Origin of the sequence: Winogradskyella sp. R77965 (assembly GCF_044594915.1) — a bacterium.
Lineage (GTDB): Bacteria > Bacteroidota > Bacteroidia > Flavobacteriales > Flavobacteriaceae > Winogradskyella.
The window spans coordinates 152,453-167,781 of the sequence record NZ_CP138990.1 but is presented as its reverse complement, the minus strand read 5'-3'; the positions used below and the strand labels follow the sequence as shown (position 1 = coordinate 167,781).

The 15,329-nt window shown below is 31.3% G+C and carries 15 protein-coding genes; all 15 read right to left on the bottom strand.

The window, feature by feature from the left end; translation table 11 throughout:
- Nucleotides 1–123: 123 nt before the first annotated feature.
- Nucleotides 124–1,077: a glycosyltransferase family 2 protein gene (locus SJY34_RS00785; protein ID WP_400077992.1), complete on the bottom strand. Its 954-nt coding sequence runs from the start codon at nt 1,075–1,077 to the stop codon at nt 124–126.
- Between the two features lie 102 nt (nt 1,078–1,179).
- Nucleotides 1,180–2,058, bottom strand: coding sequence for a beta-1,6-N-acetylglucosaminyltransferase (locus SJY34_RS00780; RefSeq protein WP_400077990.1), 879 nt, complete (start codon nt 2,056–2,058; stop codon nt 1,180–1,182).
- Between the two features lie 152 nt (nt 2,059–2,210).
- Nucleotides 2,211–3,194 carry a hypothetical protein gene (locus SJY34_RS00775; protein WP_400077989.1) on the bottom strand — a complete coding sequence of 328 codons (984 nt, stop codon included), beginning with the start codon at nt 3,192–3,194 and terminating at the stop codon, nt 2,211–2,213.
- A gap of 3 nt (nt 3,195–3,197) precedes the next feature.
- Nucleotides 3,198–4,631, bottom strand: coding sequence for an MBOAT family O-acyltransferase (locus tag SJY34_RS00770; protein ID WP_400077987.1), 1,434 nt, complete (start codon nt 4,629–4,631; stop codon nt 3,198–3,200).
- A 36-nt stretch (nt 4,632–4,667) separates the two neighbouring features.
- On the bottom strand, nt 4,668–5,636 hold the full coding sequence (locus SJY34_RS00765) for a glycosyltransferase family 2 protein (RefSeq protein WP_400077986.1): 969 nt from the start codon (nt 5,634–5,636) through the stop codon (nt 4,668–4,670).
- A 41-nt stretch (nt 5,637–5,677) separates the two neighbouring features.
- Nucleotides 5,678–6,784 (bottom strand): glycosyltransferase family 4 protein, encoded by a 1,107-nt coding sequence (locus tag SJY34_RS00760; protein WP_400077985.1) that lies wholly within the window; start codon nt 6,782–6,784, stop codon nt 5,678–5,680.
- Nucleotides 6,785–6,786: 2 nt separating this feature from the next.
- The gene (locus tag SJY34_RS00755) at nt 6,787–7,488 is read right to left on the bottom strand and encodes a class I SAM-dependent methyltransferase (protein ID WP_400077984.1); all 702 of its coding nucleotides are present in this window, start codon (nt 7,486–7,488) and stop codon (nt 6,787–6,789) included.
- Nucleotides 7,489–7,490: 2 nt separating this feature from the next.
- Entirely contained in the window at nt 7,491–8,393 is a 903-nt protein-coding gene (locus SJY34_RS00750) for a class I SAM-dependent methyltransferase (RefSeq protein WP_400077982.1), read from the bottom strand.
- Nucleotides 8,374–9,654, bottom strand: a complete 1,281-nt coding sequence (locus SJY34_RS00745) for a polysaccharide ABC transporter ATP-binding protein (RefSeq protein WP_400077980.1) — start codon at nt 9,652–9,654, stop codon at nt 8,374–8,376. Before SJY34_RS00745 ends, SJY34_RS00750 begins: the two co-directional genes overlap by 20 nt.
- 50 nt (nt 9,655–9,704) lie before the next feature.
- Entirely contained in the window at nt 9,705–10,460 is a 756-nt protein-coding gene (locus SJY34_RS00740) for an SAM-dependent methyltransferase (protein ID WP_400077978.1), read from the bottom strand.
- Between the two features lie 10 nt (nt 10,461–10,470).
- Nucleotides 10,471–11,334: an ABC transporter permease gene (locus SJY34_RS00735; protein WP_400077976.1), complete on the bottom strand. Its 864-nt coding sequence runs from the start codon at nt 11,332–11,334 to the stop codon at nt 10,471–10,473.
- A 72-nt stretch (nt 11,335–11,406) separates the two neighbouring features.
- Nucleotides 11,407–12,384 (bottom strand): SDR family oxidoreductase, encoded by a 978-nt coding sequence (locus SJY34_RS00730; protein ID WP_400077974.1) that lies wholly within the window; start codon nt 12,382–12,384, stop codon nt 11,407–11,409.
- Nucleotides 12,384–13,679: a nucleotide sugar dehydrogenase gene (locus tag SJY34_RS00725; RefSeq protein WP_400077972.1), complete on the bottom strand. Its 1,296-nt coding sequence runs from the start codon at nt 13,677–13,679 to the stop codon at nt 12,384–12,386. The genes SJY34_RS00730 and SJY34_RS00725 overlap by 1 nt, the downstream gene beginning before the upstream one ends.
- On the bottom strand, nt 13,676–14,266 hold the full coding sequence (locus tag SJY34_RS00720; RefSeq protein ID WP_400077970.1) for a sugar transferase: 591 nt from the start codon (nt 14,264–14,266) through the stop codon (nt 13,676–13,678). Before SJY34_RS00720 ends, SJY34_RS00725 begins: the two co-directional genes overlap by 4 nt.
- Before the next feature lie 18 nt (nt 14,267–14,284).
- Complete coding sequence (locus SJY34_RS00715) at nt 14,285–15,325, bottom strand: polysaccharide biosynthesis tyrosine autokinase (RefSeq protein ID WP_400077968.1); 1,041 nt, start codon at nt 15,323–15,325, stop codon at nt 14,285–14,287.
- Nucleotides 15,326–15,329 lie beyond the last annotated feature (4 nt).

The following is a 15,329-nucleotide window of genomic DNA, read 5'->3' as shown; positions in this document are numbered from 1 at the left end:
ATAATGTTGAAAGCGACTGTTCATTCAACCCCTTTATAATATTAAATTGCATTCGAAGCTTTCTGACATTTTAAAATTAGAGAAATAAAATAACAAATTTTGTTTTTTGGCATTATCCTCATATCAGTTTTTAACTAATCTATACCAAAATTGATAAAAAGGATTGTATTTAATGTGTGGCACAAATTTATTGATTAAAAGGCTTAAAGGATTCCAAACTACCAAAGGCGGTACGAAATATCCATTTAAATCACTCTCTATAAGCGAATTAGCATTATAACCCTTTCGGTGCATTTTTAACAAATCAACCAACAACTGATTTTTCAATATTGTTTTAGCCTTAGGATTCGACTGAATAATTTCATCTTTAAACAATTCCTTTCTTAAATTAAAGTAAGAATGTAATGTTCCGTCTTTCTTTTTATTTCTTTCGGAAACAGTAGAACTTGCATGGCGGTAATAAAAAAACATAACCTTATCATAAAAGTATCCTTTGCACACCAATCCCATTCTAATAAACAAAAATGCGTCTTGACCAGTGCGCATAGTATGAAATCCGCCCAATTTATTAAGGGCCGTTTTGGTAATCATAACTGCTCCTGTGCCTTGAAGTTTAAAATAACTCAATAACCAAATTAGACCCAAATCTGGTGCATTATTGAGACCTTTTTTAAATCCATCTATTGGATGTATTAATGCCCTTCCGTCTGAATAGAGTTTCTCGCTACGGCAAAACACAAAATCAACATTGTGTTGTTCGAATAATGCCAGATCTGTTGCGAATTTTTCAGGATGCACTCTATCATCACAATCTAAAAATGCAATATATTTTCCTTTAGCTTTGGCAATGCCAGTATTGCGAGCATATCCTTGCCCTTGTCTTTCTTCACTGAGTAACTGATAATTAAAATTTGCTTTAGACAACTCTTTTTGGAGAAGATTTAAGGATTGATCTGTTGAATTATTGTCAATAAAAATTGCTTCAAAATCTTGATATGTAATTGCATTGAGTGTTATCAATAAATCCTTTACAAAAGGTTCCCCATTATAAATAGGTATGATGACGGATAGATTCATTTAATCAAAATATCTGTTTTTACTTCACTTCATCTATGCCTATTATTAGCACAAAGAATAATAACCATTGTTCTTGAGTATTAGTGCTAACTTTTAACACATTTAATTATTTAATATATTTTCTTTAATTTTTTCTTTTAAAATTGAAGATCTATCATCAAATTTTCTGGCAAACAAACAATTTCCTTGAGCCAATACATCATAATCACGTTCATCTAAGACCACAGGTGTACTCCCCCTATCTACAGACCAATCTATATGACGAAGATTGTCATTTACAATTTTATCAGCAAAAGGTGCATTCAACATAATAGTGTGAAAGTAAAATTCTTCAGCACAAAAGGAATACTTAAAACGTTTAAGGAATTTTGGGTTGTTTTTGGTGAAATTCATAACATAATTCAAAGTATCTCTAGATAATGTCCAATACGTGGAGCCTCCATGTAATTGAAGAAACCCTTTAGGCAACTTCCGCTTTATCCCTAATTTTCTTTGTAATCGAACAAATTTACGTATTTGTGCTTTGTATTTTTTTGCGTCAAAAAAATCATACAAATGATAATAGGTCAATCTATTGATACCTCCACCACTCCATCTTTTAAATGGCACCTCATGATGCGCCAGATAATCGCGAGGGTTATCCATTTGCTTAGCAGCAAATTGCTGAAAAAAAGAAATAGACTTTATAGGAAAATCTTGACCTGTGATTAAGTGAAAACAAAAATTCTCTTTATCTTTTAGCGCCGCCGTACACAAATATAAATAAGCTTTTAAATGATTAAACCCAGCCCAATTAACTTTATAGCGATTAGTAATTAATTTGACTTGAGAAGCTTCTAAAAACCTTAATTCCTCTGATTTAAAATTACTTTTACGATCAATGTGAATGTACACATTGAAATATTGAGCTTCAAAAAAATCAATCAATTCTTTTAATTGATATATATCTTTATAAGCAGTAATTAATATGGCTTGCTTCATATGAAACAAATATAAATAATTAGATAATAATATCTGATTTGTTTTATTACATGAATCAAATATTTAGAATCAATTTCTATATTCTGACTCGTTATTAAAGGGTTAAATATTTACCTAAAAGACATTAAATAGAATTGCTATTAAATACATCATTAGTTAAAACCACTTTTGTTTTTATTAGCCAATATAGAATCTAAATATGTTTTTAAATCTCCAATATATAATGTATTAAAAACTTCCACTCCTTTTGTATTTAGGTGAGAACTGTTATAAAAAAAATCTTTATCACTGTTCATAGAATGTGATGTATAGTCAAAAAAGGGAATTTGATTTTTTTTTGAAATAGAATCAAAGACTTTTAAAACTTCATGTCTATTATTAACAAAAGATTGTCCTAAAATGTGTTCTGGTGCATACATTAAGATAACATGAATATTATTTTCTTTAGCATCTATTAGAAAATCATCGAAACGCTTTACAAGTTCTTTATTGATGGATTTATAATAACTACCTTTTTCTACTTTAGCTTTATCAAAATCCGTATTCCATGTTTTGTCTTTTGAGGCAAAACCATTTTTTCTTATTTTTTGTTGTGGCCAATCTATAATATGTTTTAAAAATGTATTTATAGCTTTACGCCTGCCAACATATCGTATTAAAGGAATATTATAGTCGGATAAAGAGAAGTTTTTATAATTTTTCGTAAAATCATTAATATATGTTTCACGAAAAAAAGGTAAAAATTGTTCATCATTGTAAAGGCCTTTACTTCTATCAAATGTACCAACATCAATTGAGTAAAGAATTACTTTAGGTTTTGGATTGTATTTTATAAAGAGATTATGTCTTAAATTCTGAGTAGCAAAGGCATGTCCATCAACACCGAAATTATAACTTTTTAACGATGTCTCACCTTCAATAAATTCTGGATCAAAATGAACCCAAGCTCGAGAAGAACCATAAATAAGAAGATCCGCATCAATATTACTTTCTATGATGTCATTCCATATTTTGGAATCACCCATAGCATAACTTTCGGAGTTTGCCAATATATTAGAAATCCAAAAATCTGCAAGCACACAGACAAAAAATAGTGAGGTAAAGAAAAACATTACCTTTAAAATGAATTTTTTCATAGCTTAGAACTGAAAATATATAAATTCTTGCGGTGCTCCTGCAAAATATAATAAACAAAGTAATATAGTATAATATAAAATATAACGTACTATACGTGGCATCTTTTTATCGATATTACTCAACGCAAATGCTTCTGTTCTACCAAACCATTCTACAATCATAAACAAACTTATCAAAATCAATAAATTGGTTGGTCTTATTTCTGGGATAGTAAAAAAGGTTTTAGAGAACATACCGTTAAAAAAAGAAAAGGCATGCGATAAATTTTCTGCTCTAAAAAACACCCAGGCTATTACCGTCAATAAAAAAGTTAAAAATACTTGTGTAAGTTCTCTGATGCTAGGAAGTACTTTGTCTTCGGCAATTGTATCAGTATATATTCTATTTTTATTGCGTAATAACAAGGGCAAAAAATATAAAGCATTAAGAGCTCCCCAAATTATAAAAGTCCAATTGGCGCCATGCCAAAATCCACTTACAATAAATATTATAAATATATTGCGTACTTTTTGCAAGCTACTTCCGCGACTTCCTCCAAGAGGTATATACAGATAATCTCTAAACCAAGTTGATAATGAAATATGCCAGCGTCTCCAGAACTCTGCTACATTTCTAGAAAAGTAAGGAAAAGCGAAATTTTTCATTAAATCGAACCCGAATAGTCTCGAAGTTCCTATTGCGATATCGGAATAACCAGAAAAATCCCCGTAAATTTGAAAAGCGAAAAAGAAAGCTCCTAAGAATAAAGTACTACCACTAAAACTATCAGAATTATTAAATATCTCGTTTGCAAATTTTGCACAATTATCCGCGATAACTACTTTTTTAAATAAACCCCAAAGAATCTGTCGCAAACCATCAACAGCCATTGTATAATTAAATTTTCTTTTAGTATAAAATTGAGGCAATAAATGAGTTGCACGTTCTATTGGACCTGCAACTAACTGAGGAAAGAAGCTAACGAATGCTGTAAATGCAATAAAATTGGAGGTGGGCTCCAACTTTCGTCTGTAAATATCAATTGTATAACTTAAGGTCTGAAATGTATAAAAACTTATACCTACTGGCAAGACAATTTCTAAACCTCTAAAGTTTAAATCTCGACCAAAAAACTGAAAAACATCAACAAAATTATCAAGAAAAAAATTATAATACTTAAAAAAACCAAGTAAGCCCAAATTAACACCAATACTAATAAACAGTAATACTTTTCTTTGAAAAGGTACTTTAGATTTGTCTAACTCCCTCCCAATTAAGTAATCGACAATAGTACTGCACATAATAAGAAACAAAAAGCGCCAATCCCACCATCCATAGAATACGTAACTAGAAACAGCTATTAGAGAGTTTTGAAGAAACAATTTATCCCTTAGCAACCAATACAGTGCAAACACTAAGGGCAAAAAAATCGCAAAATCTATAGAGTTGAAAAGCATAAATTACTGATTGATCATTATAGTATGAAATTGTTTTTAGTTCTTATTTAAACCATAGGTATTAAAAGTCTCATTTTGCTTTATTAGCTCATAAAATTTGTAATATTTTCCGAAAATTGAATTCGAGATTCTTGCCAAATAAAAAAAATAGTACCGTTTTGGATAGTCCATCTTTAATGCTTTCATAAAACCATTTGGCAAAGGAATGGTATTTCTTGATTCTAAGTAACATTGCACACACTGCAATAAAGAATAACGGTTAAACTTATCAGAATTCGCCTTATCCTTTAAATCTATATAATTGTACCAGTGGGCTTCAAACAATTTTATTTGATGTGTAATGTAAGATTGACCTCGTTCTCCACCTATTGAATCAGCGCTGTATCTCCTTGATGTTAAAAACATATTTAAATAAAACAAATTATTAGTTTTAAGTAATAGTTTACAATTGAAGTTATGTTCTTGGCCTGCCGTCAATAGTTCATTGAATTTAATGTTCGAAATAATAGACCGTTTTACCATTAAGTCTGGGGTGTACCATCTAATATAATCAATTGCATAACTCTCAAATGTTACGTCCGAAGCTATAAAATCGTAATTAGAAAAAGAATTATTCTTTCTATTAAAATACTTCGTTTTACTTATAACAAAATCAACATCATTTGTAAACAAAGCGTTAACTTCTAACTCTAATTTTTTAGGGAGCATTAAATCATCGCTATCAAACCACTGTATATACTCTCCTTTACTAACTTCAAGTCCATAATTGCGTGCTCCATTTCCTCCAGACAAATGATTATCTGGACGTTCATAGTATTTAAATCTTTTATCTTTGGTTTCATAAGCAGCAAGTAATACTTCTGTTTCATCCGTACTACCGTCATCTACTACTATACACTCCCAATTGGTGTAAGTTTGCGCCAATATTGAATCTAACGTTTCACCAATTAAATGTGCACGGTTATAAGTAGGAATTATTATTGAAACAAGTGGTTGTTCAATCATAAATATGATTTACCTTACTAATATACACGTAAGATTTAAAATTAATAAATTTTGCTAGCGTCTTCTATTACCGTTTGTAATTTTTTAATATGTAGTTGCATACTAAAATGTTTTAGAATAAACTGCTTCCCTGCCGCGCCTAATTGTTGTGCATAGGTTACATCATCTAGTAAACGGATCATATTCTGAGCCATATCTTCCACGTCATGCTCCTTACATAACAATCCTGTTTCTCCATGTTTAATCACATCAGGAATACCTGCATGTTCTGTCGAAATAACTGGCAAACCCGAAACACTAGCTTCTAAGACAGATACTGGTGTACCTTCCATATCTCCATTTTTGGCGGTAATGGAATGTTGTACAAATGCCAAAGATTCCGATAATAATTTTCTAAAGTCTTCAGGTTTGATTACCCCCAAAAACTCAACTTGAGCCTCTAAACCAAATTGTCTTACCAGATTATAACAAGTATTAATTAGCATACCTTTCCCAGCCAACAATAACTTGGCATCTGGATATTTTTTAATCACTTCTTTAAAGGCCATAATAGTGTAATATGGTGCTTTTTTATCAATAAAACGACCCATTCCTATAAATTGTTTTTTTGAAAATTTTGGGACTAAAGCTTCAAATTCTGGATGTGCAGCACATGCATTATATATAAGTTTTTCAGATTGACACCCAAGGTCTAATAACATTTGTTCCATTTTTCTGGAAACTGCGATAACATAAGTCGCTAAATCAAAAACCTCTTTGTAATTTCGACATCTGTTAATGACATCTCTTACACTAGCATCTGAGCCATGAAAATGCACGACCAAAGGTAATCCAGCAGACTTTAGCAGATTTAATAAATTAAAGGCGTGTGTTCCATACTCCACTAATATTACATCTATGGCTTGTTTTTTTAAAGAATTTAATACAGCTTTTTCATTTATATAGTGCGTCGGATAGTTTTTTAAATTACGAATAATTCTATAACGCCATAGGGATGTTTTTGGCACCAAACTTTTAAAACCCTCTAGTTCAATCAGTCCCAAATATCCATAATAATAAAACACATTACCTTTCAAAAAGTTCTTTTGAGCCTGAATAAAGGTTTCGGAATAAGGGTTTTGATTGGGTGAAAAAATCGCAATATTCATGGTTACTTTCTTACTATGCCGCAAATACCAGTAATCATTTGTCCTTCTTCAAAGACAATGTTTTCTGCTTTATCCGACTTAATTAAATATTTAATTACAGGTTTTAAAATTGAAGATAAAACTTTCCGCTTTTTAGATGCTATTGGGCTTCTTCTAACCCAAAGTCCTAACATCTGTGCCATAGATGCATGCCAGCCTCCCATGGCTTTTAATGTTATATCAACAAATCCACTATTTCTTAAATGACGATCTAACGAAAATGGAGTGTAACGATACTCATCATGTGGTACTTCATGCAAATTCCATAAAAATGGCACAGTAAAAAAGAAAATACCACCTGGCTTTAAAATGCGATACACTTCTTTTAAAATAATTTCTGGTTCCGGACAATGCTCTAAAACCTCTGTACCAAAGGCACAGTCAAAACTATTGTTTTCAAAAGGCATCTTTATACCATCCCAAGTATAATCAGGTTTTACCCGCTTATCATATTCTATTGCTGTTTCTATATCTAAACCTGTATAAGATGTTACCATAGAGTTTTCTAAAATATGAGATTTATAAGGCATTTTACCACAACCAATATCCAATAGATTATCCTTCATTTCTGGCAAAACATTCAGAAGTGCCTTAAATATGGCATGACGAATGTAATATCTATCGAGATTTTTTATAGAAAATGTAATATTGATAAATTCCTCCATTTTTAACGTACCTTCGTAAATACAACTAATATGTTACGCCCATCTATATATTTACACAAAATAAATTTTAAAACTTTTGGTACTATTTTATTTGCTATTCGTAAGATTTTAGAATAAATAAAATTCGAATTTCGAATGTATGCTCTTAAAAATTGAGAGTAAGTCTTTTCCAAAGGTTCATATTGTAAAGACGTCAATTGAACGTCAAATATAGATTCTAACGATTTAAATGCTTTATTGTTCCAAAGTCCTGCGTGATGAGGTGGTAGATTAAGTGTATGGTATTTATCATTTACATATAAAAAAGGGTTATTATTTGGAACGCCAATAATAAGTTTTCCATTGGGCTTCAAGGTTAATAATGCATTCTCGATAAAATCATGAACATTTGTTATGTGTTCTAGTACTTGAAAAAAACAGACTACATCATAATGTTCTTTATGCTTGATTGCAAAATCCTCAATTAATTCATTATGTATTGTTAAATTTTGCTTTTTGCAAACGTTAATAGCTTCAGGGTTTAATTCTATACCTTCAGCAGTAATTTCATTTGATTTTAAAAGCTTTAAAAAAGCTCCAAAACCAGAACCAATTTCCAATACATTTTCATTTTTTGCTAGACTAGGTAAAATCTTCAAATGCTCCCAACGTATAGAATAGTAATCTTTACGTATGGTTGATAAATCCTTGTAAAAACCAGCATCTCCAATAGTAGAAAAGGGGTAATAAAATCTATAACCAGTGCCCTCACATTCCAGAAGTTCTACATTTTCTAATTTATCAAAAAAACGAGAGACATCAATTCCCATTTCCTTGTAAGCTAAGCAAATTTTAGAAGCTTTAAAAACCTCTATTTTATGAACCAACCCTCCAGTAATTAATGGACTATGTAATTGTATCTTCATTTATTTTTTTAATAACCCATTGTGTATCATTCTCTTTATATATTGCTGAACCTGTTTGCCAATAATAAGGTCTTTTATTACTATTTACAACCTCAAAATGACAAACTTCAAATAACTTATCAAATGTAGTTTTACTAAAATTATCTGCAAAATAAACATTTAGCGTATACTCTCCTTCATACAATTTTAGCTTACTTATTGACGATATTAATTTGTAAGACCCTCTTTCTTGGCCAAATGATTGTTCAGCATTCAAAACTAATTCATGAATGATAGGAATATTATCACTATTCAAAATTTGGTAAGATACTGCTGGAGACTGAACTTTTTCAAAACAATAAATAGTGATTTCAACATTCAACTTACCGTTGAATTCTTGAAACCCCTTATGACTAGTTATAATCTTAACAGACTTAACGAAGTTGTTAGCTAATTCTTTTTTCTTTGAAATGTAACTTAGAGATCTATTTTTTGTATGATTTAAATAAAAATGAACTGCATCATTGGTTCCTCCCTCGAAAACCGTTTTGCCATGCTCCAAAACAACGGCTCGTGTACATAAACTTTTTACAACTGCCATATTGTGGCTAACAAACAAAACAGTTCTTCCATCTCCTTTACTAATATCCTGCATTTTCCCTACAGCTTTCTTCTGAAATTCAGCATCACCTACTGCAAGGACTTCATCAATGACTAATATATCGGGTTCTAAAAATGCTGCTACAGCAAAAGCCAAACGAACTCTCATACCAGAACTATAACGTTTAACTGGCGTATCTACGTAACGTGCACAACCTGAAAAGTCGATAATTTCATCTTCTTTAGATTTAATTTCGGACTTTGTCATGCCCAAAATAGCTCCATTTAGATAAATATTTTCTCTACCTGTCAACTCTGGGTGAAAACCTGTTCCTACTTCTAACAAACTAGCAATGCGGCCTTTAGTTTTAATCTCGCCTGTAGTAGGAATTGTGACACGAGATAAAATTTTTAACAAGGTAGATTTCCCAGCACCATTTTTACCAATAATACCCAAAACCTCCCCTTTTTGAACTTCAAAATTAATATCTCGTAAAGCCCAAACATAGTGGCTGTCTGCTTTTGTACTACGGTCGTTTACAGAGCCCACTTTTAAATAAGGATCTTGTTTTCCACGAATGCCGGCCCACCATCGATTCAAATCATGACTGATTGTGCCAGTGCCTACGAGTCCTAGTCGGTATTGTTTACTAATATTTTCAGCTTTGAGAATGATACTCATTCCACTTAATTCATTTTAAAAATTAATATTTATTAAATAAAGCATATTCGTTAATTCTTAGGCTTTTCAAATATACCAATGATTGATGAACTAAAGTATTTAGTAGGGTGCTTTTCTATGTAAGAATTCAATTTGTATTTAAAAATAATACGAGTAACTTTATATATGAATTTTTGAAAAAAATTAAGTTTCTGATGGACGCTATATGCAAAGCCGCCATGATATTGCAATACATCAGTTTTTAAATGGTTTCTTTTTGCGAAATCTTTAAAAACATTCAAATTCATACACTTTAAATTATGCGCCTTTAAATTTTCATAATCGCAAAGCCAACCATAGTACTTCCGCAAATATCTTTTGTTAGGAATCATTACTAGAATTTTGCCCCCTGCTTTAACAAATGGTACGTGCCTATCTAAAATCTCATCAAAATTTTCAAAGTGTTCTATAAACCCTAATGAAATTAAGTAATCATACTTTTGTTTTGAATTATATTTGGTAAAATCAGCTTGTATGATATTATAATCATTTACACCCATAATACCAAAAGTTCGTTCTATTTGACTTTTATCTGAATTAAAATCCAAGCTTGTTGGTTTTAATTTATATTTATTTGAGAGATATGCCAAAAATCGTGCGGGATATCCACCTATTTCAATTATCGTTTTAGAATTGGAATCTGGTAATATGAATTTGTCCCAAAACAAATCATATTCAGAACAAACATTAATAATATGATTTCTGTTAGCATGATCTCGCCTATAATACTTCTCCCAGTAGTCTTGAGTCGTTAATTTTTCATCCATCCCAATGTGATTAAACCGTATCTATAAACGTCTTCTCCGTTCTGTTAAATATGATAATTCCAAAAAACAATATTAAAAACGCGACTCCCAATGTATATATAATCCCAAACCAACTAAAGGTGCCAGTTCCCAACAACATATAACGGGCTATTTCTATTATATATGCTAGAGGATTATACTCTACAACCCACGCTAGTCTAGGTAATTTTTCTCGCATTAATGCTAATGGATACATCACCGCAGAGACATACATTAAGAGTTGTACACCAAAGCTTACTAAAAATTTTAAATCTCTATATTTTGTAACCATACTAGAAATTATCATCCCAATACCAAGACCTAATAAACCCATTAAAAGTACAATAAAAGGAAAAAACAGAATAGCACTTTTAACTTCTATAGCGGCTCCATTAAAGTAATAATAAATATAAAACGCTATAAAAATGAGTAATTGAATACCAAACTTCATCAAATTAGAAATAATGATAGAAAGTGGCACTATAATTCGAGGAAAATATACCTTACCGAATATGGCTGCATTGGTTTTAAAAATATCGCTTGTTGCAGTTAAACAAGTATTAAAATAATTCCATATAGATACACCTGCTAAATTAAATAAAAAAGAAGGTACTGTACCCGTTTCAATATTCGCTACCTTATTGAATATTAATGTAAATGTAAGTGCAGTGAATAATGGCTGAATAAGGTACCAGAGCGGTCCTAATATAGTTTGTTTATAAACTGTAACTACGTCTCGTTTTACAAATAGTAGTAACAAGTCTCTGTAGCGCCAAATCTCTTTAAAATTAAAGTCAATGAGCTTTCTCTTACTAGAGATTGTATATAACCACTCATCATCTTTTATAGCACTCAAATTAATTAAATTTTAAAGACGTGCTAATATACCAAGTAATTGGCAATTCAACTAGAAAAAAATTGTGCTGTATTAATTAAAACTATCCCAAGTAATTTTTAAGCCTTCTCGCACTGTATATTGTGGTTTATAGTCTAAAAGTTTTTCTGCTTTAGAAATATCTGCTAAGGAATCTCTTACATCACCTTGCCTATTAGGTCCATAAATGGCTTTTAAATCAGAGTTAGCAGCAATTCGCAGTGACTCCCATAAATAGTTTATAGTAATACGTTCTCCACAAGCTACATTAAAGACTTCGTTTTTTGCATCTTTAGAAGCAAAGAAACCTTTTACATTGGCCTGTACTACATTATCAATAAATGTAAAATCTCGTGTTTGTTCACCATCACCGTTAATTTTTGATGGCTCATTATCCTTAAGCGCCTGCATAAATAATGGAATAACCGCAGCATAAGCACCTGTTGGGCTTTGTTTAGGGCCAAATACGTTAAAATAGCGTAATCCTATAACATCAGTATCATAGGTAGTACCAAATACATCTGCATACAATTCGTTGACATATTTTGTAACTGCATAAGGTGATAAAGGTTTTCCGATAGTGTCTTCTATCTTAGGTAATGCTTTGCTATCTCCATAAGTCGAACTAGAAGCAGCATAAACCATACGTTTTACTGTTGAACTATCTTTAAGCGCAATCATCATATTTAAAAATCCTGAAATATTAACTTCGTTAGTTGTTGCAGGATCATTAATAGAACGCGGTACAGAACCTAAAGCTGCTTGGTGAGACACATAGTCAATCCCATCCATAGCTTTTTTACAAGTCTCTAAATCTCTAATATCACCTTCTATTAATTCGAAGGCTGGATTATCCATAAATTCAGTTAGATTTTCGCGATGACCATTAGAAAAGTTATCTAAAACTCTTACTTTTTTAGCATTATACTTTAACAAGTATTCAGTAAGGTTAGAGCCAATAAAGCCTCCACCTCCTGTAATTAAAAAACTTAACTTAGATAGGTCTGTGTTGTGGTGTGGATTTGAGTACATTATAGTCTAGCGTCTACGGTGTCTATTGGGAGTAACGATTTTACGTCAAAAACAACACCTGTTTGTGATTTTAATTTTGTGATATCTATTTTTAAGAATTCATTATGCGAAACTGCTAAAATAACAGCATCATAATCAGAACTTAATTCACCAAAATCTGAGATTAAGTCTAATTTGTACTCATGCTTTACTTCTTCTTTAGATGCCCATGGATCAAATACATCGACATTAACATGATAGGTTTCTAATTCTTCAATTATATCTATAACTCTAGAATTTCTAATATCTGGACAATTTTCTTTAAAAGTAATGCCTAATACCAAGGCTTTAGATCCTTTTATAGTTGCTCCTTTATTAATCATCATTTTAACAGTTTCTGTAGCAACATAGCTACCCATACTGTCATTCATTTTACGGCCAGCTAAAATAATTTCTGGATTATATCCAGACTCTATTGCTTTTTGAGCCAAATAGTAAGGATCAACACCTATACAATGTCCACCTACTAAACCAGGGGAGAATTTCAAGAAATTCCATTTCGTCCCAGCAGCTTCTAAAACAGCTTTTGTATCTATATCTAATAATCTAAATATTTTAGATAATTCATTAACAAATGCAATATTGATATCCCGTTGGGAATTTTCAATGACTTTTGCAGCTTCAGCAACTTTTATAGAAGGAGCTAAGTGCGTGCCTGCAGTTATAACTTTTAAATATAAATCGTTAACTTTTTTCGCAACCTCTGGAGTAGAACCTGAAGTTACCTTTAAGATCTTTGTTACAGTATGATGTTTATCCCCTGGATTAATTCTTTCAGGTGAATAACCAGCAAAAAAGTCTTCGTTGTATTTTAATCCTGAAACTTCTGCTAAAATAGGTACGCATATATCTTCTGTCGCACCCGGATAAACTGTTGATTCATAGATTACAATATCATCCTTGGACATTGCCTTACCTACGGTTTCACTTGCCTTTATTAAAGGAGTAAATACAGGTTTATTTAATGCGTCTGTTGGAGTTGGCACTGTAATGATGTAAACATTGGTTACAGCTAATGCTTCTATATCATCCGTTATGTAAAGTCCTTTACTAGCAGACAAATCTGTAGTTAATACTGACTTTAAATTATCGTTTTCAACTTCTAATGTCTTATCAACACCATTATTTAATTCGCTGATACGTTGTTTATTAATATCGAATCCAACTACAAAGTATTGTTTTGCAAACTCTACGGCAAGGGGCAAACCGACATAACCTAATCCTATGATTGCAATTTTGTCTTCTGAATGTGTCATTTGTTTAAAGTAGATTTTAAAATGAGTGTCAAATCTAAGTAAAAACTGTAATTCTCAACATACTTTTTATTTATTTTCACTTTATCTACCCAAATAATCGTTCTATTGTAATGTTCAGGGTCTTTTTGTCGTTCTAATACACGCTCTTCATCTCTATATTTAATAGTTGCTGGACCAGTAATTCCTGGTTTAACAATTAAAATAATGCGATCATCTCCTTCTAATTTATCGGCAAAACCCTGTAAATCAGGTCTTGGACCAACAAAACTCATATCACCAATAAGTACATTAAATAATTGTGGTAACTCATTGAGTTTAGTGCGTCTTAGGTACTTTCCGAGGGGCGTTGCACTATTTTCTAAATGCCCTAGTTTATGTAATTCATCTCTTAAAGTTCTAATTTTATAAATTTTGAATAACTTACCATTTTGACCAACACGCCATTGCGAAAACACCCCATATCTACCTGTATCAACAGTAGCTATAATAATTAGTATAAAAATTGGAAGAATCAATAAAGATAATAGCACTAAAACTAAAATAAAATCGAAAATTCGTTTTAATTTAAGTTGAGTTTTAGTTATCACAATTAGTAGTTAAGCCCGTTATATTCTTCTTAAGAAAAGTTTAATTCTTTCTAACAAAGTATAGTTATCTCTTTCGTGATAAGCATTACCATAAACTCCATAACCATACCCATAACCATAACCGTAGCCATACCCATAACCATAATTGTGATTGTTTTTGTGTCTATAAAAGTTAAGCACAAAACTTATATTTTTTAGCTCTCCTGTGCGGTATTTTGCATTAACCAATTGAAGCATCCCTTTTTTTGTATAATCTAATCTTACCATAAAAATAGTAGCATCAGCATATTGTACTAACTCCAGAGCATCAGTAACTAAGCCTAATGGCGGAGTATCTAAAATGATTATATCGTACTCTTCTTTTAGTTCACCTATAAGTTCTTTTAACTTTCCTCCCATTAAAAGTTCAGAAGGATTTGGTGGTATCGGCCCAGATGGTATTACATCTAAATTCTCGATATGTGTGTTTGTCATAATTTCACTTATTGCACAATCACCAATAAGATAGTTTACCATACCCTTTTCATTAGTTATACCAAAATCATCAAAGATTTTTGGTTTACGTAAATCTAAACCTAATAGAATAGTCTTTTTTCCAGAGAGTGCATAAACAGTAGCAATATTAATTGATGTAAAAGTTTTCCCTTCACCACTAACGGATGATGTCACCATTAAAGTACTGGCTCTGGTAGTCTGCTGTTTATTTTTAAAAATAAATTGCAAACTCGATCGAATCGCTCTGAAAGATTCAGCAACTGCAGATTTTGGTTTCTCAAAGGCCACCAAATTATTCTTATAATTGTATTTACCCACTAACCCCAAAATAGGTATATTAGATAATTGTTCTATTTCATCCGAACCATGCAGCGTATTATCGAGAAGATATAAAACAAATATTAAAAATAGAGGTATAAAGAAACCCAACATTAAAGCCATCATATAATTCAGTGCTTTATTTGGTCCAATAGGTCTTTCACCTATATCCTTAGCTTCATCAATAACTGTTATATCAGAAATATTAGCCGCCTTAACAATAGCAGCTTCACTTCGTTTTATCATATAG